General features: G+C 40.1%; 15 protein-coding genes. 14 read left to right on the top strand and 1 reads right to left on the bottom strand.

Annotated elements, in window-relative coordinates:
* The first annotated feature begins 316 nt into the window (after positions 1–316).
* The 14 genes from HQN86_RS12490 (at position 317) to HQN86_RS12425 (ending at position 20,731) form a co-directional block, all read left to right on the top strand.
* Positions 317–3,631 (top strand): SusC/RagA family TonB-linked outer membrane protein, encoded by a 3,315-nt coding sequence (locus tag HQN86_RS12490; protein ID WP_172661290.1) that lies wholly within the window; start codon positions 317–319, stop codon positions 3,629–3,631.
* A gap of 30 nt (positions 3,632–3,661) precedes the next feature.
* Positions 3,662–5,119, top strand: coding sequence for a RagB/SusD family nutrient uptake outer membrane protein (locus HQN86_RS12485; RefSeq protein ID WP_172661289.1), 1,458 nt, complete (start codon positions 3,662–3,664; stop codon positions 5,117–5,119).
* A 36-nt stretch (positions 5,120–5,155) separates the two neighbouring features.
* Complete coding sequence (locus tag HQN86_RS12480) at positions 5,156–7,912, top strand: alpha/beta hydrolase family protein (protein ID WP_172661288.1); 2,757 nt, start codon at positions 5,156–5,158, stop codon at positions 7,910–7,912.
* Between the two features lie 10 nt (positions 7,913–7,922).
* Positions 7,923–9,188, top strand: a complete 1,266-nt coding sequence (locus tag HQN86_RS12475) for a thioredoxin family protein (RefSeq protein WP_172661287.1) — start codon at positions 7,923–7,925, stop codon at positions 9,186–9,188.
* Positions 9,189–9,197: 9 nt separating this feature from the next.
* On the top strand, positions 9,198–10,064 hold the full coding sequence (locus HQN86_RS12470) for an alpha/beta hydrolase (protein ID WP_172661286.1): 867 nt from the start codon (positions 9,198–9,200) through the stop codon (positions 10,062–10,064).
* A gap of 9 nt (positions 10,065–10,073) precedes the next feature.
* Complete coding sequence (locus HQN86_RS12465) at positions 10,074–10,535, top strand: MauE/DoxX family redox-associated membrane protein (RefSeq protein WP_172661285.1); 462 nt, start codon at positions 10,074–10,076, stop codon at positions 10,533–10,535.
* 31 nt (positions 10,536–10,566) lie between these two features.
* Positions 10,567–10,836 carry a hypothetical protein gene (locus HQN86_RS12460; RefSeq protein ID WP_172661284.1) on the top strand — a complete coding sequence of 90 codons (270 nt, stop codon included), beginning with the start codon at positions 10,567–10,569 and terminating at the stop codon, positions 10,834–10,836.
* 44 nt (positions 10,837–10,880) lie between these two features.
* Positions 10,881–11,915: a hypothetical protein gene (locus tag HQN86_RS12455; RefSeq protein ID WP_172661283.1), complete on the top strand. Its 1,035-nt coding sequence runs from the start codon at positions 10,881–10,883 to the stop codon at positions 11,913–11,915.
* A 32-nt stretch (positions 11,916–11,947) separates the two neighbouring features.
* Positions 11,948–14,350, top strand: a complete 2,403-nt coding sequence (locus HQN86_RS12450; protein ID WP_172661282.1) for a glycoside hydrolase family 2 protein — start codon at positions 11,948–11,950, stop codon at positions 14,348–14,350.
* Between the two features lie 5 nt (positions 14,351–14,355).
* A complete protein-coding gene (locus HQN86_RS12445; RefSeq protein ID WP_172661281.1) occupies positions 14,356–14,751 on the top strand; it encodes a helix-turn-helix transcriptional regulator in 396 nt (131 codons plus the stop codon).
* Positions 14,752–15,628: 877 nt separating this feature from the next.
* The gene (locus tag HQN86_RS12440; RefSeq protein WP_172661280.1) at positions 15,629–16,720 is read left to right on the top strand and encodes an IS110 family RNA-guided transposase; all 1,092 of its coding nucleotides are present in this window, start codon (positions 15,629–15,631) and stop codon (positions 16,718–16,720) included.
* 206 nt (positions 16,721–16,926) lie between these two features.
* Positions 16,927–17,568: a Crp/Fnr family transcriptional regulator gene (locus tag HQN86_RS12435; protein WP_172661279.1), complete on the top strand. Its 642-nt coding sequence runs from the start codon at positions 16,927–16,929 to the stop codon at positions 17,566–17,568.
* A gap of 147 nt (positions 17,569–17,715) precedes the next feature.
* Positions 17,716–18,972, top strand: a complete 1,257-nt coding sequence (locus HQN86_RS12430; protein WP_172661278.1) for an aminotransferase class I/II-fold pyridoxal phosphate-dependent enzyme — start codon at positions 17,716–17,718, stop codon at positions 18,970–18,972.
* A 7-nt stretch (positions 18,973–18,979) separates the two neighbouring features.
* Positions 18,980–20,731, top strand: coding sequence for a TetR/AcrR family transcriptional regulator (locus HQN86_RS12425; protein WP_172661277.1), 1,752 nt, complete (start codon positions 18,980–18,982; stop codon positions 20,729–20,731).
* A 132-nt stretch (positions 20,732–20,863) separates the two neighbouring features.
* On the opposite strand, the gene HQN86_RS12420 is transcribed toward HQN86_RS12425, so the two are convergent.
* Entirely contained in the window at positions 20,864–22,360 is a 1,497-nt protein-coding gene (locus HQN86_RS12420) for a recombinase family protein (RefSeq protein ID WP_172661276.1), read from the bottom strand.
* Positions 22,361–22,593: the final 233 nt, after the last annotated feature.

Genomic DNA, 22,593 nt, shown 5'->3' with positions numbered 1-22,593 from the left:
TAAAGAGATGAAAGGAAGTAGGCGACAGGAAAGCTAGGGGGGAAAAAAACAAACCAGAAGTGAAGCACCGCTGGTTTGTGTCTGGCAATCAATTTTTAAATCAATTAAACCGCAGGATGTCACTAGTTTCTCAGGCGAGAGACAAACTGCAAGAACCAAACTGACGTAAACTTAGAGAAAATTGCTTGCAAAAGCAATTATGAACGGTCTCTTGTCGACCGCTAAGGAAGCGTCTAAAACTAACGACAAAATGTATTCAATCTATACCAAAAGAACGGGTATACCGATCCGGTTATACCACAAAATATTGCTAGTTATGCGACTAACCACCGTCATTTTAATAGCATCCCTTATGCAGGTCAGTGCAGTGACATTTGGCCAGCGCATTACCATGACTCAGAAGAACATACCGTTGAAGACGGTGCTTCGTGAGCTGACAAAACAAAGCGGATATGGTTTTTTCTATGATGGCAAGGCCATTGGTGATGACCAAAAAGTTACGGTGGCACTTTCAAATGTGGAATTCGATGAAGCTTTGAAAAGCGTGTTAACGGGGCTCCGCTTAAGTTATAAAATTGACGGAAAGATTGTATCCATACGGAAAATAAAGCAACCATCACTTTTAGACAATCTCATTGCCCGATTTCAGGCCATTGATGTCAGCGGACGGGTGGTGGATGCTGATGGCCGTGGTTTGCCTGGTGCCTCTGTATCGGTCAAAGGTAAAGGGGGCAAGGCGGTAAGTACTGGTGCTAACGGCAGTTTTTATTTAAAAAGCGTAGATGAGGATGCCACACTGATAGTTTCTTTTATCGGGTACGTAACCAAAGAAATTAAGGCTGCGAAGGAATTGGGAGATGTGGTGTTGGAACTGAGTACTTCTAAGTTGGATGAGGTTCAGGTTATTGCTTATGGTACGACTACGCAAAGGTTATCTACTGGTAATGTAACGACGATTAAAGCTGATGTGATTGAGAAGCAGCCGGTGAATAATCCATTGCTTGCTTTGCAGGGCAGGGTGCCGGGATTGTTTATTGAACAGGCGACTGGTTTTGCTGGGACAGGAGTGAAGGTTAGGATACAGGGGACTAATAGTATGGCAAATGGTAATGACCCATTGTATGTGATAGATGGTATTCCAATGTCCTCGCAGTTATTGCCAGGAGCGAATGGAATACTAGGCGGTGAATATGCGAATATAAACGGAGAACTATTTTTTCAGCCTGGTAACCCTTTAAGTTTTATTAATCCATCAGATATTGAAAGTATTGACATACTTAAGGATGCTGATGCGACAGCAATTTATGGTTCACGGGCAGCAAACGGAGCAATTTTAATAACGACAAAAAAAGGAAAAGCTGGGAAAGTTAAAGTCAACGCGAACGTACAAAGTGGACGGGGGAACGTTAACAGAAGATTGGATTTAATGAATACCCAGGAGTATCTAGAAATGAGAAGGGAAGCTTTAAAAAATGATGGGATTACAACTTTAAAAGCTAATGATTATGACTTAAACGGTGCTTGGGATGACACCAGGAATGTTGACTGGCAAAAGGAATTAATTGGTGGAACTGCAAATTATTCAGATTTACAAGCATCAGTTTCTGGTGGTAGTGTCAACACACAATTTTTGGTTGGAGCAGGCTTACACAAAGAAGGCAATGTATTCCCTGGTGATTTCGATGATACTAAAACATCCGTTCACTTCAACGTTAACAGTGCATCAACGAATCAGAAGTTCAAAGCACAATTTTCTGGATTTTATTTGGTTGATGATAATTTATTACCACAAAGAGATTTAACAAGTTCCGCGATGACTTTATCGCCTGTGGCTCCCTCTCTTTATACTTCAACGGGGAGTATTAATTGGCAGCCTAATTCCGTAGGCACAACTTTTACCAGAAATCCAATGGGTTATCTATATTCGAAATCTAAGAATAGAACGAGCAATTTAATTGGAAATGCCTTGCTTAGTTTTGAAGTTATAGATGGCTTGGAGGTTAAAAGTAGTTTCGGGTATAACAACTTACAAGCAAATATAATTAACACCAGTCCGCCAACTTATCCAGAATCGGTATTAGCGGGATTTAGAAATACAATTTTTGGTGCCAATAGCATGACTTTTTATTCTTTAGAACCTCAGGTAAATTATAGTTTGGGCATAGGAAATGGCAAATTGGAGGTTCTAATCGGATCTACGATTCAGAATGAGGACAAAAGCTATTCTTCCATCAGCGGATCAGGCTTTAGTACTGATCAAGTAATGGAAGATATCAAATCTGCTACAACCCTGACAGCTCTTTCCTCTATAAATTCAACTTATAAATACAATGCTCTTTTTGGCCGGATCAATTACAATTGGCGAGATAAATATATTTTAAACCTAACCGCTAGAAGAGATGGAAGCTCAAGATTTGGTTCAGAGAACAAATTTCATAATTTTGGCGCTGTTGGGGCGGCATGGATATTTTCTGAAGAAGATGCAATTAAGGATCACCTGAAATTTTTAAGTTTCGGAAAACTAAGGGCCAGCATTGGTACCACCGGAAGTGATCAGATTTCTAATTATCAATATTTAAATCTATATGATGCAATTTCAGTAAATGCTCCATATCAGGGAGTAAATGGTTATCAACCAAATGGATTGACCAACCCACATCTGCAGTGGGAAGAAACAAAGAAGTTTCAGGTAGGTCTTGATTTGGGCTTCTTTAGAAATAATGTTTTGATTAACGTAAATTACTTTAAAAACAGGTCTTCAAATCAGCTGCTTGGATACCAACTCCCAATTACCACTGGTTTCCGCGGAATCTCTGCAAATCTGCCAGCAACAATACAGAATTTAGGCTGGGAGTTTACTCTTTCTTCGACAAATATAAGTTCTGCTAGTTTTAAATGGTCAAGCAGTATAAATCTAACCTTACCAAAAAACAAACTGGTAAGCTTTAAGGACTTTGAGAATTCTCCTTACACGAATATCTATGCAATTGGTCAACCGATAAATAGAAAAGCAGTATATCATTTTCTAGGAGTAGATCCAACTAATGGATTATATCAGTTTGCAGATATTAGTGGAAATCCTACCATCTCGCCTGTTGATGGTATTGATAATACTGCAAGATTAAACACAGATCCAAAGTTTTACGGAGGATTTCAAAATTCTTTTACATATAAGGGATTTCAACTAGATTTTTTATTCCAATTTGTAAAGCAAATTGGGGAAAATTATTTCTTTGGTCGCCAAATTTCCCCTTATGCCGGTGTTTTTTCAAATGGAGTTGGTAATATGCCACGGACCTTGTTAAATAGATGGCAAGCTACGGGTGATGATGCCAGTTCTCAAAAATATAGCAGTAACGGTTCATTACTATTTAACTCTCAGGTTAGCATATTGGCAAGCGATGCGAGCTGGTCCGATGCATCTTATATTCGCTTAAAGAACCTATCACTGTCCTATCAATTACCCTTGAATTGGATGAGGAAGATCTATTTGCAAAGTTGCAGATTATATGTCCAAGGTCAAAATCTATTGACCTTTACAAATTACATTGGATTAGACCCAGAAACTAAAAGTTCACTGTCTTTACCTCCATTAAGAGTAATTACTCTTGGCTTACAGGTAGGCATATAGTTTATATATTATAAAAATAACAAGGAGAACATGAAAATTAAACTATTTATCTCTGTGAATTTTATGTTATTAATATTCACTATTTTCAGTTGTAAAAAACTTGTAGAAGTTGACGGCCCGACTACAAGTCTTAATTCGGACAATGTCTACGAGAGTGATGTTACCGCGGCCTCAGTTCTAACTGGGATTTATACAAATCTAAGTTTAGCTGGTATTCAGGAAGGAAAGCTAACGAGCATCTCATGTCTTACAGGATTATCATCAGATGAGCTTACATTCTATGATGGTGCAAACAACCAAAACTTGAATGCTTATTATACAAATACGCTAAATAGTAGAGCTATTGGATTCGAATTCTGGCAAAATATCTACCCAGTTCTATATATCGTTAATTCCGCCCTTGAAGGGGTTTCCAACTCAAATTCTCTCACGCCGGCAGTAAAACAGCAGCTATTGGGAGAAGCCAAATTCATGCGGGCCCTTTGTTTCTTTTATTTGGTGAATTTGTATGGTGATGTACCGTTGGTCATGAGCACGGACTATAAGGCTAATTCCTTAATTAAGAGAGCTGCGCAATCAGAAGTTTGGAATCAAATTATTCTGGATCTGAAAGATGCTCAGAGTTTGTTAGATATAAAATATCTGGGTGGAAGCCTGTTAAAGGGGACAAATGAAAGAGTGCGGCCGAACAAATCAGCCGCAACTGCGTTACTGGCGAGAACTTATTTATATACGAAAAATTGGAAGGAATCCGAGGTAGAAGCAACAAAAGTAATTGATAACTCAGATTATGAGCTGGTTAATTTAAACAGTGTATTTTTAAAAAATAGCAGGGAAGCTATTTGGCAACTTCAGCCGGTGATCAAAGGAACTAATTCCCAGGAAGGGAATACTTTCATATTAACAGATCCTATTGAGCTTACATACAAGCCAGCCCTCAATACCCGATTGATTGATAGTTTTGAAGAGGGGGATCAGAGAAAAAGTGATTGGGTAAATAGTGTGGTTTTTGATGGTGTCACATATTTTTTTCCTTACAAATATAAGCTTATTTCTACCTTCATTCCAACAGATCCAGTTGTTGAATGTTCAACAGTTCTTCGTTTGGCTGAACAGTACCTGATTAGAGCCGAAGCAAGAATTCAACAAGGAAGAATTGCCGATGGAATCGTTGACCTGAACAAGTTACGTGAAAGGGCAACGAATAAAAGTGCACCTATAAATCAGCAATTAGCTCCGCTTAGTGAAAACGTTTCTAAAGATAGCGCGCTGCTACTAATTGAACATGAAAGGCAAGTCGAGCTATTTACAGAATGGGGAGATCGATGGCTAAATCTAAAGCGGACTAACAGAATCAATTCTATAATGACACTCGAAGTGCCTAAAAAAATAGGGGGAGGAGTTTGGGTAAATTACCAGCAATGGTTTCCTATTAGTAGTGAGGAACTGAATTCTAACCCTAAACTTTCACAAAATGAGGGCTATTAAAACTAAGAACAGCGGATAAATACATCAAGTACTGATATGAGAGCATTTTTTTTAATACTTCTGATTTTTGGGAGTATACAGGATATCTTTGCCCAAAAACCTTTGCTGGATTCCAGCTCGTACAGGGTCTGGCAGCATATTGAACAACCTATAATTAGCAATGATGGCAATTATGTTTGCTACAGCATTTGTAAAGGTGTTTTACCGTTTAATACTAAGCAGGAAAAGCTAGTTGTTACATCTTCAGGTACTAATTGGCAACTTGAGATTAATAACAAGATAAGGAATGTAAAGTTTACATCAGATAGTAAGTATTGTCTGTTTAATACGGCAGATAGTTTAGGTATAGTAGATCTTAAGAGTAAAACAATTAGTTACATACCAAATATTTCTAATTTCAAAATTGATGACATTGGCGCAGGCGAGTGGATCGTTATTCAAAAAAAAGATAAGCCAGAAACTGTTGTTTTGCGCAACCTTAAAACAAGAAAACAAAGGATCTTTTCAGGAATGCTAGAGAACTGGTTTTCTGAAGATGGAAAAATACTCTTAATGCATGCCCTTTCCCTGAAAGATGAGAAAAAGAATCAGCATTTAACCTGGCTCAACCTGGACAATGGCGTAATGACAGACGTATGGAAGGGTCTTAACCTAGAAAATCTGATTTTCGACTACAAGGCCAAACAACTGGCTTTTAGGTCCAATGATAGCGTATTCTATTACAAATTAGGAATGGTTGAACCGGTTTGTATATATGATCCAGACAGTAGAAAAACAAATGAGAGATTTAGGTTAGGGAGCCTGGAAAAATTTAGTAAAGATGGAGAACGTCTATATGTATCCATTGTTAATGAGGATAATAAAAAGAAAATCATCGATAAGAATGCTCCTGAGATCTGGAGTTATACTGATCCCAAATTACAGACTGTTCAAGAGAGGGAATTGACTCTGGATACAGATCCTTACCTGGCTGTTATTCCGTTAAATAATCCTCAAGTTATTCACTTACAAAAGTATGAGAATGAGATGTTCTTTAACAGGCAATATGAAGATATTGTACTTTCTTCTCACCAAATAGGTGTTGGAGATTATCGTGAATCTCAATGGAATCTTAGCTCCAGAAATACATATGATATTGTCAGCGGGATAACTGGAAAAAGAGAATCACTTAATTTTTTAGACAACAATAGTTTTATAGGAATCGAACTGTCGCCAGAAGGTAAGTACGTACTTTATTATGATACGAAAGAAAGTGGGTATTTTGTTTATGATGTAACTTCAGGAACTACAAGGGGGGTAACCAAAAATATTAATACTTCTTGGTTCTCCGCAAATGTTAGTTATAGGACAATAAGGGGGATAGCAGCATGGTCACCCGGTGATAAGTTTGTTTTGATTTATGACAGCAATGATATCTGGAAAATAGATCCTACAGGAACGAAAAGAGCATTTAATATTACTGGAGGATATGGATTAAAACACAATATTATTTTCAGCCTTGGATTGCATTACCAAAATAAGGTCGTCCCGAATACGCAGCTTTTATTATCAGCCTTTGATACAGGTAACAAGCATAACGGTTTTTTTTGCAAAGACCTTAATCAATCTGGAAATCCTAGTCTGTTAACCATTGGTCCTTATTTATATGATACAAAAAGCATTTACGTTCCTAAAGGAGCAAACTTTTCTCCAGTTAAAGCCAGAAATAGAGAAATGTATTTGGTCAGACGGCAAAGTGCCAATGAGGCGCCTAATTTGTTTACGACCACCGACTTCAGATGCTTTAAAAGTTTAACAGACATTAATCCAAGTAAGGGTTACAATTGGTACTCTGCTGAATTACATTCATGGGAATCATTGGATGGCAGAAAACTACAGGGGGTTCTATATAAGCCGGAGAATTTTGATCCAAACCAAAAGTATCCCATCATATTCAATCTGTATGAACTTCTTTCCGATCGGTTAAATGCTTTTTTGGATCCTAAAATTTCAACCGGAAGAATAAACATACCCACATATGTTAGCAATGGCTACCTTGTGTTTACTCCTGATATTTGGCATTCAGTCGGTGATCCGATGCAGGGAACATATGATGCAGTGGTATCTGCTGCTCAATATATTTCAAAATTACCATATGTAAATGCTGACAAACTGGGAATTCAAGGACATAGTTTTGGAGGTGTACAAGTTAACTATCTTGTTACTCGTACCAATTTATTCGCAGCTGCATGTTCTGCATCAGGACTAAGCGACTGGATAAGTGGTTATGGAACACTATATGGTAACCCGAGAGACGGATATGATGGCGTAGCATTTGGAACTTATGAAATGGGTGGCCAACTAAGAATGGGGGCTCCCATCTGGGGTAATTTAGAAAAATATATAAATAATTCTCCGATTTTATTCGCGGACAAAGTGGTTACACCACTTTTAATGGAACATGGGAAAGAGGATCCGCTATGTCCGTATCCAAACATAGTTGAGTTTTTTCTTGGTCTTCGTCGGCTGGGTAAAACCTCTTGGATGTTGGCATATCCTAATGGCAGTCATGAACTTAGTGGCAGGAACGCTGAAGATTTTAGTGCTAGAATGATGCAGTTTTTTGATCATTACTTAAAGAATAAAGCGGCTCCTGTTTGGATGATCGATGGGGTGAAAGCCGCGTCAAGAAGGTTCACAGCCGACTTTCAGCTTGATACCCTTGGCAGAAAACCAGGGACAGGACTTATTTCTAAAAAAGAACAAAGTAGTTTGAATGTCCCTCTCAATGAATCCAGAACAATTTACCCTTAAATAGAAATACATGAAAACAATTATTTTAAGTTTATTTTTTATAATTCTGACGCAATTAACAAATGCTCAAAAGAAGTCTATTGATTTTGAGCATGATTTGAGTTGGGAACAAATAAAGATAAAAGCGGAGAAGGAACAAAAATTCATTTTCATGGATGTATTTGCATCCTGGTGTGCTCCATGCAAATGGATGGACAACTATGTCTTTTCATCAGAATTGGTGGGCGCTTTTCTCAATGATAGATTCATTTCAGTAAAACTACAAATGGATTCTGTTAACAATGATAGCAATTTCATTCAGAATCCGGAGAAGTTGAGTGATCAAATAAGGCATGATTACAATGTGAATGGATACCCAACATTTTTGTTTTTCGATTCAAAAGGGAAGGCCGTTCATAAATTCAGCGGAGTGATTCCGGATTCAACCTTTCTTAAATTGGCTCAAAATGCCCTAGATACAAAAAGGCAGTATTTTACCTTGTTAGCTGAGTACAAAGGCAAAACTTTAGGTTACAATCAATTCCCTTATCTAGTTCAATCATCAAGCTATGCTGGAGATAGTGCAACAGCAAACCTTGTGGCAAACGATTATATTGATAATTATCTATTCAAGTTAGACGATAAATTGTTGAAAACTAAAGATAATTTATCCTTTATCAAAGATCATTTGGGGTCAACAGTCGGTAAGGGGTTCCAATTTTTTGTAAAAAATCGAGAGCAGATCAATTTAATATTAGGTAGCAATCAGGCGGAATATTCCATTAGGTCGGTTATTGCAGATGAATTTATTCCTGGAAGGAGCACTTGGAAAGTAAGGAGTCCTAATTGGGAAGCTCTAGAACAAGAAATAAGTTCCAAATTCGGCGTATTAGGAAGAGAAATGGTCTATGGAAAACAAATGATTTATCATTTAGAATCCAATGACTGGAAAAATTTCAAGAAATATTATGTTTTGTACTATCAAAGTGCCTTAAAGCGCTCAGAATGGAATGTAAACAATGTTTCATGGAAGTTATTTAAAAACGTAAATGATCTAAATGTATTGAAGTTTGCTTGTGACGTAGTTATGAAGTATGCGATGGAGGAATGGTATCAAAATGATGCAGCTGCATATGATACATATGCCAATTTGTTGTATAAATGTGGTAGAAGTACCCAGGCTATCTGGTGGCAAAAAAAGGCACTTGAACTTTCAAAGGGTACCATATACGAACCAGAGCAATTAGATCATCTTGCAAAGATGGAAAAAGGTGAAAAAACTTGGATTGACAAATAGATAGATAATATGAAAGTGAAATTATTAATTCTTCTCTTCTTTATTGTTAGAATTGCCTCGGCTCAGAAGGTCTTGCCCCTTTATCCGGATAGTGTTCCCAATAATTTACTTAAGTTATCGGATGCTGAACAACCAACTTTAACGCTTTACCTTCCTGAAAGAAGAGCGGCGACAGGAACAGCTGTGATTATTTTCCCTGGCGGTGCCTACTCGTTTTTAGCTTACGAAGAAGAAGGAATAAGCATCGCTAAGGAGTTTGTTAAAAAGGGAATTGCAGCTTTTGTTGTCAAATATCGATTACCTAGACGAGAAACAATGCGGGATAAGAGCTTTGGTTCATTAATGGATGCACAGCAAGCCATAAAGGTAGTCAGATCAAAAGCCGCTTCTTGGGGTATTGGTCAAAAAAGGATCGGGGTGATTGGCTATAGTGCAGGTGGACATCTGGCTTCGACTTTAGGAACGCATTTTAGTAAAAGCTATAGCCCAAATCCAGAAAATATCAATTTGCGTCCTGATTTTATGATCCTGGTCTATCCGTTGATCAGTATGGGGGATAGCTTGACGCATATGGGCTCCAGGATTTCTTTACTAGGAATGGAACCGTCCAAGGAAAGAATAGAGCTGTTCTCTAATGAGCTTCAAGTAACCAAAACAACTCCTCCAACCTATTTAACACATGCTGGTGATGACAGTATTGTTGATGTCGATAACAGCATTGTGTTTTATCAGGCTTTGCAAAGGAAGGGGGTAGATGCCGAGTTGCATTTGTTTCCTAAGGGTAACCATGGATTTACATCGCGACTTTCGGTTGTTGAATGGCTGGATCCGATGTTAGCTTTTATTAAAAGAGAAGGATTTTATGAACCAAAATAAGAATTCCAAATGAGTTATAAAAAAAAAGTCATAGTAACAGAGATTATAAGCGCACTTTTTATCTTACTTTTTGTATATGCAGCTTTTAGTAAGATTCAGGATATTGAGAAATTTAGAGTTGAATTGGGGAAATCTCCATTACTAAATGCATTTACAAGATATATTGTCTATGGAATACCCTTTGTCGAACTGATATTGTCCGTTTTGCTAGCTTGGAAAAACTTCCAATATTTTGCTTTATATGTTTCCTTTTGTTTAATGGCCGTGTTTTCAGCATACATAGTAGCAATTTTAAATTTCAGCCCCTATATACCTTGTTCATGCGGTGGAATATTACAGAACATGTCATGGAAACAACATCTTCTCTTTAATGTATGTTTTATGATTCTTGGTACCTTTGCTATTTTAATATATCCTCAAGTAGATAATAAAGAACTTATTCGCGATAAGAAGGGAAATCAGCACTCTTGAAATTGCTGATGATTAACTTAAATTTTTAAAAATGAAATTTAGAAATCTTTTAATGACTGCAGCATTCGTCTTGGCTGTAACATCAACATTTGCTTTTAAATCTCAAGGCAAAGCCTTGATGTGGTTTTCATTCACTTCTGGTGGTACTTGCTATGCTAATAACGATGAGACAGATCAAGAATATTGCGAGAGTTTTTTTACAGGGGCTCAATGCACATATAACACTCAACCCATCTTTTATTATGATGAAACAGGGTTTCCTCCTCCGACTTGCAGTCTTCCATTAAGGCGTTTTAACTAAAAAGATAGCCTGGGTTTAGTAACCCAGGCTTAATTAAACTAATCATGATTTATAAAAGATTCTTTGTAATATTAATTTGTTTGATTTTTAGCGTAGTATCAGTTGGAGCTCTGTATTTCTTATCCACTAATGCGAGGGAAAATAAAAACAATTTTATTCGATTACTGCCGTCCCATAAAATTGTTCCCGATAATGTTATGGCTTTAAGCGAGGGCAGGTGGTACATTGCTGGACTCAATTATGATTCAATCTATTTGGCAAATCTATACACTCCTGAGAAATTATTAAAAGTTAATGTTGCAGTAAATGATTCTTCCGCATATAATTTAGAATTTCCCGAAGGAAGTAAATTAACAAAAGGTTATTTCAGTTTGGTCAGTGATGGCTCAATTTATACTCTAGACGGTGATCAGCCACTTATATTATATAGCTCTATTCAATATCCATTTCTTAAACCGCTTGTAAAACCTCCATATTTTACTCAAGCCGCATATATTGCAAGAAATTCCTTGGTTTTGAGGATAGTCCAAAATGCTGAAAACAAACTGGTAAAATATCAATTGGACTCAGCGGGATTTCGTGTTTCGCCCAACCTGCTTCATAAGCAGGTGGATGGCATTTTTAGTACTGATGGTAACCTGATAGTTGAACCGAAATCTGCAAGGATTTTTTATGTCTACTACTACCGGAATCAGTTTATTTGTGCTGATACTAATCTTAATTTGTTGTATCAAGGAAAGACGATTGACACAAATTCAACTGCTAAGGTTAAAATCGTGGATATCAAGTCTCAAAATCAAACGACTTTGGCTGCACCGCCGATTGAAGTAAATAAAAGAATTGCTGTAAATGAGGGATATTTATTTATCCAATCGGGTCTAATAGCAGATAACGAAGTTGTGGAATCGCTGAAAGAAGTTTCAATCATTGATGTTTATACCATTAAAGATGGCAAATATCATTTTAGTTTTTACTTACCGGATTTTAATAAGAAAAAGTTAACTGATTTTAAGGTATACGGACAGTCACTTTACGCCCTATATGATCACTACCTATACAAATACAAACTGAACTTTTAGAAAAGACAAACAACCATAAAAACACATAAAACATGCTAAACCAAGCAAAAAAATGCTTGTTCCTGGCCACCGCCTTGTTCAATTTTATGAATATCGCAGTACAGGCACAACAAAAATACCAAATGGAGGAAGTACCTATTCAAAGCCGATGGGCTAAACTGGTTTCCCCGGAAAATGCCTTGAAGGAATACCCCAGACCACAAATGGTTCGTGCAAACTGGACAAACCTGAACGGGCTATGGGATTATGCCATAACAGCAAAGACCAATAACATGAAGTTGCTAAGCGAGGGAACGATCTTGGTGCCTTATCCTATTGAATCTGCTCTGTCAGGGGTGAAGAAGGCATTGTTGCCTGACCAGCACCTGATCTATAAAAGAAGTATTGTTAGACCTGCGCAGAAAGCTGGTGAACGTGTGTTGTTGCATTTTGGAGCGGTGGATTACCAGTGCTGGGTGTATATCAACGGCAAAGAAGTCGGTTCACACACCGGAGGATATACCGCGTTTGATATCGATATCACTGAGACATTGACTTCAAGAACTAATGAGCTGATGGTGAAAGTCTACGATCCCACAGACAAAGGAAACGGACCTCACGGCAAACAAGTCCTGAATCCAGCTAATATCTATTATACACCAACTTCGGGAATCTGGCAAACCGTATGGATGGAAGTTGTTCCTGCAGCCTATATCAGTGAGCTGAAAATGACACCTGATATAGATAAAGAGATATTAAACCTTACCATAAAAGCACCTGCAGGCTGTAAAATCGAAGCCACAGTATTTGACGGAAAAGCCAAGGTAAACGCCGTATTCGGGAATTCGGATACTGAACTACAGCTTCCGGTTAAAAATGCAAGACTATGGTCACCTGCTTCCCCTTTCCTGTATGACCTGGAAGTGAAATTACTGAAAGACGGTAAGGTGGTAGATAAAGTAACTTCCTATTTCGGAATGCGCAAGATCGGCATTGCCAAAGATGCTGCGGGTGTGGACCTCATCTTTTTAAACAACAAACCTTATTTTAATTTGGGAACGCTTGACCAGGGCTTCTGGCCGGAGGGGCTGTATACGGCCCCAACGGACGAAGCCCTTTCCTTTGACATCAAAGCCATTAAGGCCATGGGTTTTAACACTATCCGTAAACACATTAAAGTAGAACCCGCCCGCTGGTATTACCATGCGGATAAGCTGGGGATGTTGGTATGGCAGGACATGGTAAACCCGAACCAGGGATTGCCGGAAGGAAGCAAAGCCGCTTTTGAAGCACAATGTTCAGAAACACTTACCCAATTGCACAATTATCCCTCTATAGTTTGCTGGATGCTGTTCAACGAGAAATGGGGCCAATATGACCAGCAAAGACTGAGTGAATGGATCAAAAAAACTGATCCTTCCCGAATCTTGAACGGGCACTCCGGGGAAATTTTGTACGTGAATGAAGTTTTGCGTTCTCCTTCTCCGAATGCCTATGTATCTGCGGATATGACCGATGTGCACAGTTATCCTGACCCGATGATGAGCGTCAAACAACCAGGCAAAGCACAGGTTTGCGGGGAGTTCGGCGGCATAGGCGTATTTATCCCGGATCACCAGTGGAACACCAGTTCCGCCTGGGGCTACATTACCGAGAAGCCTTCAGGGTTGCGTGCAAAATATACCATCATGAACCAGCACTTGAAGCTGATGGAAAAACAGGGGCTTTCAGGCTCAATTTATACCCAGCCATTTGATGTGGAAGGAGAGCAGAACGGACTGATGACTTATGACCGGGAAGTGGTCAAAATTCCCTTTGCGGAGCTGAGAACGATTCACAGTCCGCTCAATCCCGATGCAGAAAAAAATGTACCAATGGTGACCGCTCAGGATGCTGATCTAACCGAGCCCGGACTGAAATACAGTGCCATGCTGCAGCAGTACATCGATGGAAAAAGAGATCCGGTTTTTTTAAAACAACTGTCCATGACAGCCACACAGGTGGGCGATAAATTGGGAGCAGAATTAGCAGGTAAGGACTACATAGCCGGGTTAAAGATGCCCTTAAAAGAAGAAGACATCAACTCCGTGGTTCAGTTTACCAAAAGCACTAAAGATGCTGGTTTTACTTTGATGAACAAGGATGCGGAGACATTCAAAAAGGTAATGGGTGAACGTAAATATACAGTGGCCATGATGAACATGATCTTAAAAGGGGAAATGGAACCCTTGATGAGTGCTGATCCGGTCGATTGGACAGCCGTTGAGGATGCGGTAAAACCATACGGTGCTCCAGGTGAGGAAATATTCCTTCGTGCGAAGACAGTTGGGTTTTACAACAAACAGGACTGGAAGAACTATGTTCCTGCAGCGACCACTTACCTGGAGAAATTCGGCACGAATGTGCCGGACAATGAGAAGAAAATGTTCCAGGCTGCCATTGATGAACACAAGTAATCGAAATGACACAGGAATTGGTAAAGGAAACTCCTGTAGCTGACTGGGCTCAGCGGGGTTACGTTCTGGACGAGATTAAGCTGCTGTTTCGTTTACAACGCCTGATCGAAACAGATTTTAGGAAATGTAAATACAGGGAGTATTACGCCGCATTGATGGGAACCTCATTATATCAACTGGACAAGATGGGTAAGGCCCATTTGGGGATGACGGTGTATCAAATGATCCAGGACAGGTTGTTTCAGGAAGCACTGAAATTGCTCCGGGACGGTAAGGATTCTGTGAAAGAAATCACTTTTGAACTGGGTTTCCGGGACCAGGCTTACTTTGCCAGGTTTATCAAACGCAGAACGCGGCTAAGCCCAATGGAGATCCGGAATTTAGCGGGCACTGAAGGTTGAAATATCGACGACCAGGAAGCTTAGGGTGCAGGACAAGTATTTGAAGGACCCGCCTCAGTTGATTGAGAAATAAGACAACACGGGGAGCACTGATGATTTAAACCAAAGCAGGTGCTATGAAAAGAAATTAGTGTTTGAATTGAGCACTAGTATATCAGGATAAAGGATTGGTTAATCCTTTATGGTTTTGTGAACTCATCACCTAAGATGAGATTTGAATTTAGGTTAAGAAACTGTGGCGGCCCGGATAGGCGCCACAGTTTTATCAAAGAAGTGGGAACTTGATGAGTGTAATTAAAAATGGAACAATAGAAAGGGCGAATTAAAAGAGGATTTAGGTGAGACCAAATCGGGATGTAAATCCCTTTTTATTGATGCCATAAATAAGAAAGTAAATCAAGTAAACGGAAATATCCCTAGATAGAGTGAGGATCTGGAAAGGGATCAATTACACTGCTATTGGTTTGTAAAGTATGTTAATTATAAGACCAGATGAAGCGAATTAAATCCTGAAGAAAGAAAGACTTAGTGGGCATTGGAATCTTTCACTGGTTTTATAATTATATAAACAGCCAAGGGATTGCGTGAATTGTACAGTGATCTCTAGATTGTTTCTAATCATATAGTAACAAAATGAGCAGGGCATGCCAAGATTAGATAATGTTGAAGGTTTAAGAGGTGTTATAGTTAAAATAGATTAAAGTGCTATGGAGAGAGAAGGTCGTGACTACTATAGGCAGGATCCTAGTTATATGTTAATCCTCTTCATAATATAGATCATATTAACCTGCATTCAAAACGTATCCCCAACTAAGGATGGGTTTCGATAAAGAACGTATCTCAGTTCTGCTTAATACAATAAAATAGATAAATTGATATGGATAAAAAGAGTTCAAAAAAATACAGCTGGTTTATTGGGATTGATGTCTCCCGTAATGAACTGGATTTTGCGGTAATGAAGTCCAAGACTATAATTTTTCACAGAGAAATTCCCAATGAAGTGCAAACCATTAAAGATTTTATCACTGAGCTCAAGGCGCGTCAGGGCTTCACGGTCAGTAAGACGATCTTCTGCATGGAAAATACAGGTTTTTATTCGAATCATTTGTTACAGGTTTTGCAGCATTTTAAGGCCAATATTGTCGTAGAGAATGCGATGAAGATTAAGAATTCCCTGGGCAATATCCGCGGTAAAAATGATAAGATTGACGCCATGCGTATTGCCGAGTACACCTATTTACATCAGGAAAACCTACGGTTCTGGTCTCCAAGACGCCCGGTAATTGACCAGCTGGCTGAACTGACCGCTTTAAGGCTTAGGCTCCAGGGATTGTCTGTTGGTTTGACCACTTCCGTGCATGAGCAGCGGAGCTTCGTGAACAAGCGCATCTTTAAGGAGAATTTAAAGTTGTGTACACGCAGTATAGAAGCGGTGAAGCTGGATCTAATGGATATTGAGGAGGCCATATTGAAGGTGATCAATGAGGATGATCAATTGCGCCGGCTTAGGGATATCATTGTTTCCGTGGATTATGTGGGAGCGGTTACGGCAACTGAAATGCTGGTCTGCACCAATGAATTTAGGGACATTAAAGATCCCAAGAAATTTGCCTGTTATGCTGGTGTGGCACCGTTTCCAAAGGAATCCGGAAAGATGAAGGTGAGATCCAGGGTATCCCCCCTGGCCAATAAAAAAATGAAAAGCTTGCTCCACATGTGCGCACTTCTGGCGATGCGGCATTGTCCAGAATTGAGGCCTTATTTCCTGAGAAAAGTGGAACAGGAGGGGAAGCCAAAAATGGCGGTGTTGAATGCATTGAGGTATAAACTGATCCTAAGGATTTTTGCCTGCGTTAATCAGAACAGGGAATTTGAAAAAGAATATACCAGGCAGAGTTTGCCCATGCCAGATCCGATTTTTGATACCACAATCACAGAAGCAGAAATATCGCATTTAACCTGCAGGTAAAAACGAACAAAGAAACCAAGTCAAATTTGGGTTAACTATAGTTAATAATGCGGGCCGGTCTGGTTAGCCTGCCCGAAATCAGGACAATCAAGTCTCTGAGAATTTAGGTTAAGCAGTGCAGTTGTGATCCGGATGGACGCTGCACTGCTATTATTAAGACACAGCAAGATGCGCAGCTGTTTTTTGCATTGTACATAATTTAATAAATGAATAGTATAGATATCATCCTAGAAAGAATGTTTGGCATCCTGGAATCCGTTAAATCGCAGCGACCTGAATTGTATCAATACCTGAAGCAGGTCATGAAGTATCAGGGCACTTTTTACCCGAAAGCTACTGTTATCTATAAGCCTGGTGATCAGGTTCATTCCGCCTTTTTTATTTCGGAAGGTTTCCTCACCAGGTCAACCAAAAGCGAGGATGGGCGCCAGCAGCTACTCAGCATTTTTGAAGAAAATGAAATAAAGGCCGGTCCTGACTTTATGCATCAGAGCCCTTCGGAATTCCTGATTGAAGCTACAGCGGGCACTTTTGTCGCCTACATTACCCATGCACAGATGAAAGCCGTCTACTCGATTTTCCCCGAAGCACATGAACTGGCTTCCCTGATCATTTCCCAGCATAACCGCAAGGAAGCGCAAATGCGTAAAATACTGTTGATTAAAGGCATCCAGCTTGTTGAATCCTTTTACAAGTGCTATCCGAAACTCATCGACCCAGGCTCGGTACTCAGTGACGAAAAGATCTCCTCTTTTCTCAAGATCAGTGTCAGTCTGCTGCGGGAACACCGATCTGCGCTTTTTGCCACCGGCCGACTCATTCACCCAGCCAATAAACATGGAAAATAACCTGCCAGGTAAGCTCCAGTTCTGGAGGGTTTTGGAAGTAAAATCTGCTGTTTTCGAGTATGCAGGGGCTGTTAATAACTACGGCGATCGATGTATCCGGTCGGGGACTTCCCGAATTCTACATTCGCAGTATTAAACAAATCAGACATGACAATAGATTTCGAAAAAGCAAGTTTTAAAGACTTCGAGGACATCGCCGGAATAGACCCTTTCGGCAGAGCATCACTATTCAACGACTATTCCATTTACAAACGTGAGCGTGGTCAGATGAATTACCGGCAGCTGGCTACATCGGGATGCGGACCGGAGATCACCCTGAAAATCCCCGGCATTCCCATCACCCGCTTTGTAAGTCTCGTATCTAACGATTACCTGGGTTTTACCCAGCACCCTGAAGTAAAAGCCGCTGCCATTGCCGCCATTGAAAAATACGGCTCTGGCGTAGGTGCATCTCCTGCAATTGGCGGTCATATGGATTTTCATGAAGCACTGGAGCAAAAGATTGCCGGATTCTTTCAGCGGGAAAGTGCCATCATCTACACCACCGGCTATACTTCCAACTCAGCGACCCTGCAATGCCTATTGAGAAAATCAGACCTGGCCATATTGGATCAGGCCGTTCACGCCAGTGTATATGAAGGCTGTCAGCTCAGCAATGTGAAATCCTTCCCACACAACAACCTCTATGCACTGGAAAGAATTCTTGCGGCTTCTCAAACAAAATACCGCACCCGCATGGTAATCGTAGACGGCGTGTATTCCCAGGATGGTGACCTCGCCCCCTTAAAGGAGATCGTGGAATTGTGTAAACGATACGGTGCTTATTCCGTAGTAGACGATGCGCATGGTACAGGGGTGATCGGAAAAACCGGTAGGGGAGTAATCGAGCTGAATGACCTGTTCCAGGAAGTGGATCTGATTACCGGCACATTCAGCAAAACCTTTGCCCATATCGGAGGCTATGTCGTTGCCAGACCCGAGCTCATCAATTTTCTGAAGTTCCAGTCCAGGCAGCATTTGTTCTCTGCATCAAGCACACCTGCAGCTGCGTGTATCCTAAAAGCGATTGACCTGGTTGATCAGGAGCCACACTGGATGGATCAACTGAGGGAGAAAACCGAATACCTAAGATCCGGTCTCAGGAGTCTGGGACTAAATACCGGCATTTCGCAATCCGCCATCATTCCCGTTAAAATCGGAGACATTACCCGGAATGCGGAAGTCTGCAGGCTGCTCCTTGAAGCAGGCGTCTACGCCAACCAGATTAACTACCCTGCAGTATCCAGGAAAGATGCCCGGATCCGGATGAGTGTCATGGCTACGCACAGTTATGAGCACCTGGATGAGGTACTGAATGCCTGGGAATGGGTAGTGACCAAATCGAAGATTGTAAATTTTGAATAAGTAAGTTATGGCAAAACGTCCGCGTCAGAAAGGAATAAAGAACAAGCCCGCCACCATGAGGGAGTTTATCTCAGCCGTTGGTAATATCCTGAAATTGGAAGGGCACACCGGTTTGAGGGTGAATAGAATTGCCAGGTACAGCGGCAGGAACCGGAGTTTGATTGGTCGCTATTTCTCCGGCCTTGCCGGCTTACAAAGGGCATATATTATGGAAAAGGATTACTGGATCCCCTTCTTCAAACGCTTTGTCCTGACCGATGCGGACGGTATTGCTGAAATCAAGGAGACGTTTACCACTCTGATGCAGGAAAATTTCAGGTTCTTCCTGAGCAATCCGGAGATGCAGAACATCATCCTCTGGCAGATCAGTGAATCGAATGAGCTGATGACGGAGATCTCCACCAACCGGGAACTCGCCGGCGAAAATTTATTTAAGGTTACCGACCCCTACTTTCAGGATACGAATGTAAACTTCAGAGCTGTGATAGGCCTGTTGCTAGGCGGTATTTATTACATGGTGCTCCACGCAAGAACCAATAAAAGCGTAGTAAGTGGTATAGATCTGAATGAAGAACTTGATCAGGTCGAACTCTCCCGTACCATCGAACAGATTATTAATTGGGCCTGTACTGCAGCAAATAACAAGGAAACTATTTTACCATCCATACCTATGATGAACTACCAATTTGAGCTGCTGGATACTGTGGTGGCTCAGCTATCAGACCGGAAAGACTTTACAGGAACTGCAGATCTGATGCTAAAAAATGAATGTAAAAAGCTGAAGCGATCCATCCCCAACCATGTATTGAGTCTGATGAATGAAACCCAGATCCGCAGTTATCTAAAGATGGTCGTGACCAAACTCTCGGAAGCTGCCGATACGCTATATGACCCAGAAAGAAAAATAAACCCTGATGCCGAACTGATCGTTGAGGTTCTTAAAGGTGTCTTTCGTCATTATTTTGATGCACTTCCCAGTGAGGTGATTCTGCCAAAGCTGTTTTGTCTGAAAGAAGCGGTTGAATATAACCAGAAGTGGCAAAGGATCAAGGTTCACCTGGAATCGGCCGCGATTGACCCATTCCTGATCGACGTAGTCTACATCCCCTTTAGCCGTTTGACTTCTCCGGATATCGAGCTGACCTGGCATGATTATAAGTATTTAAAAATGTATACATTTATGCTTGAATCTGAAACTGCCGAATTGATAAAGAATGACCAGGACTTATTTCAGCTGTTGATTGGACTGGGTTACAACCATACACGATTTTCTGCTTACTATACCAATAAACTCAGGACAGCACTGGCAGGTTGCGATCAGCCAGCCAAACGCAGCCTACTGGAGCAACAGCTTACGGCCGTCGGACAAACCACTTCCAGAACCCTAATGAGTTTTTGTCCCGGAAAAGCCAATGTGGTTGAAGACCTGAACAAATGGATCGTGATTGAGCTGAAGAAAGGAGAGGGCTCCCCTGTAGGAATTGAAGAAGTGATTTATGACAATAGTTTCAACACCGTGCTGACTACTTCCGAATTGTCCTGCTGGCAGAAGCTACAATACGATGCAGGTATTTATTCAGAGGCAAATGTGGACTTGTTTACCGGAAAGGTCTCCGCTAATTTTAAGACCAAGCGGGGCATGCGGCCATCGAGTAACAGTGTCAAGTCCAAACTATATGGGAAAGAAAGGGAGATTTATAAAGCACTACAGCCCTTTGTGAATAAGATGAAGGAGGATATCGATAGGTTCTTGATGTAACGCTAAAAAATATTGAACTGAAACGGAGCAGTGTTAAGAGTTATTGGTGTTTAATAATTTTAGAAACTAAATATTTTTTCAGAATTCGGGTTCGAGCCCCATATTCCACCCGTAGTTGGGGAAAAGAGTCTTTCAAAGATGCTTTTCCCCTTTTTTATGCATTTGTAACTCATTGTTTTTCAGGTATGTTATCTCTGTAATCGGGTTGAGATTTGTTGTTCGATACCCATCTTTGTCGTAAATCAACATTCCATTAAAAATTATCTCTACTATGTATCTTTTGTCCTCAATAGTTGCTGTTTGATAAAGACGAGAAAGATTGCATAGTATTTTTATAGTATTGATAACCATCGGCTGAATATTAATTTTATCCTTAAATCGCTCTTTAAGTGCTGTTAATCGAAGATTTATTGCATTTACTTTATTATCGTAATCCATTTTCAGGCTTTTAAAATCAGATGGTTCGATCTTTCCGGCGAGCAAAAGTTCTCTAGCATTAATAATCAGATCGTCTAGTATATGCAATTCATCTATACAGCCCTGTCTCATTGAGGAAGCCGTATTTCTCACTTGGTTATAAGCGCTTATGATATCTTGCAAAAATTTGTGCTGATCCCTTTTGGCAATCCTAAAGAGCTTTAGTTCTTCGATAAAATCTTGGTTTACCTGATTGGCATTGAACCTGACTTTGCACGGAGATTTACAATGATAGTAAGCAACATGAGTTTTACGACCCCTTGAAGCACTTCCTGTCAGCATTCTATGGCAGCTAGGACATTTTAAAAAGCCTCGAAGCGGTAAATCTTCTGGTGTTGCAATTGCAGATCTTTTAGGTTTGACTTCTCCTTTCAATACATTTTGAACTTTGTCAAAGAGCTTTTCGGTTATCAATGGTTCATGTAAGCCCTTTATAATGTGTTCTTCTTCTCCATCAATTTCACGAACTCTTATCTTTCCGCAATAGATCCGATTACGTACAAGCGAATGAAAATTATTGATGCTACAGGTAAGCCCAAGTTTAAACGCCTTTCTATGGACTTCCGCCATCGAAGACATACCTAAAGAAAGCTCTTGAAATGCCCACTTGATTGCATAAGCGTAAGGTTCTTCTGGTGCAATGTATTTTTTGCCGTCTTCGGAGGTCTTATTTTTATATCCCAGAGGTGCCCTGCCAGACCAATGTCCTTCTTTTTTTGCTCTCCTCATGCCCATTTGAGTATTCAGGCTTCGTCGGTCATTTTCGATTTCCGGTATGGCCAAGTATAATGCAAGCATTAATTTGTTCTCAGGAACAGTTAAGTCCAATGGCTGCTCTACTGCCTGTGGGTTAGTTCCCATCCTTTTTAGGTTTGCCAACACTTGATAAGCATCACAGGTATTGCGGCTAAATCTGTCCCATTTTGTAAAGAGCAGGAAATCCACCCGGTGTTTACGCAAATAGGTTGTGAGCTTCATCCATTCTGGTCGTTTGAAAGATTTTGCAGAATGGTCTTCTGTGAAAATCTTTAAAATGCTAATGCCATGCAGTTTGCAGTAGTTAGTTAGCATCTCCTGTTGAGCTCTTAATGAATAACCCCTCAATGCCTGTTCATCTGTACTTACACGGAGGTATAAAATTGCTGTTTTCATAATATAATTTTTAGCAATGATTATACAGCGATAGGTATTTGCCAAATCTGGGCAAGATTACGATATAGTGGGTTGGGAAATACTCTAGTAGAGATAAATAATTAAAATGAAAAAATTATTAGCGAAATGGAAACATACAGAATCGTTCTGTGTGAATAGAATGGTAAAAATTGGAGTCCACACGCGCATAAGGGCTGAATTGGGAAAGGACAAATTTAGGGAAATGATCAACT

The organism is Pedobacter panaciterrae (assembly GCF_013204795.1).
In the GTDB taxonomy this organism is placed as follows: Bacteria; Bacteroidota; Bacteroidia; order Sphingobacteriales; family Sphingobacteriaceae; genus Pedobacter; species Pedobacter panaciterrae.
Note: the sequence above shows the minus strand (reverse complement) of the source record. Positions and strands in the feature narration are given on the sequence as shown.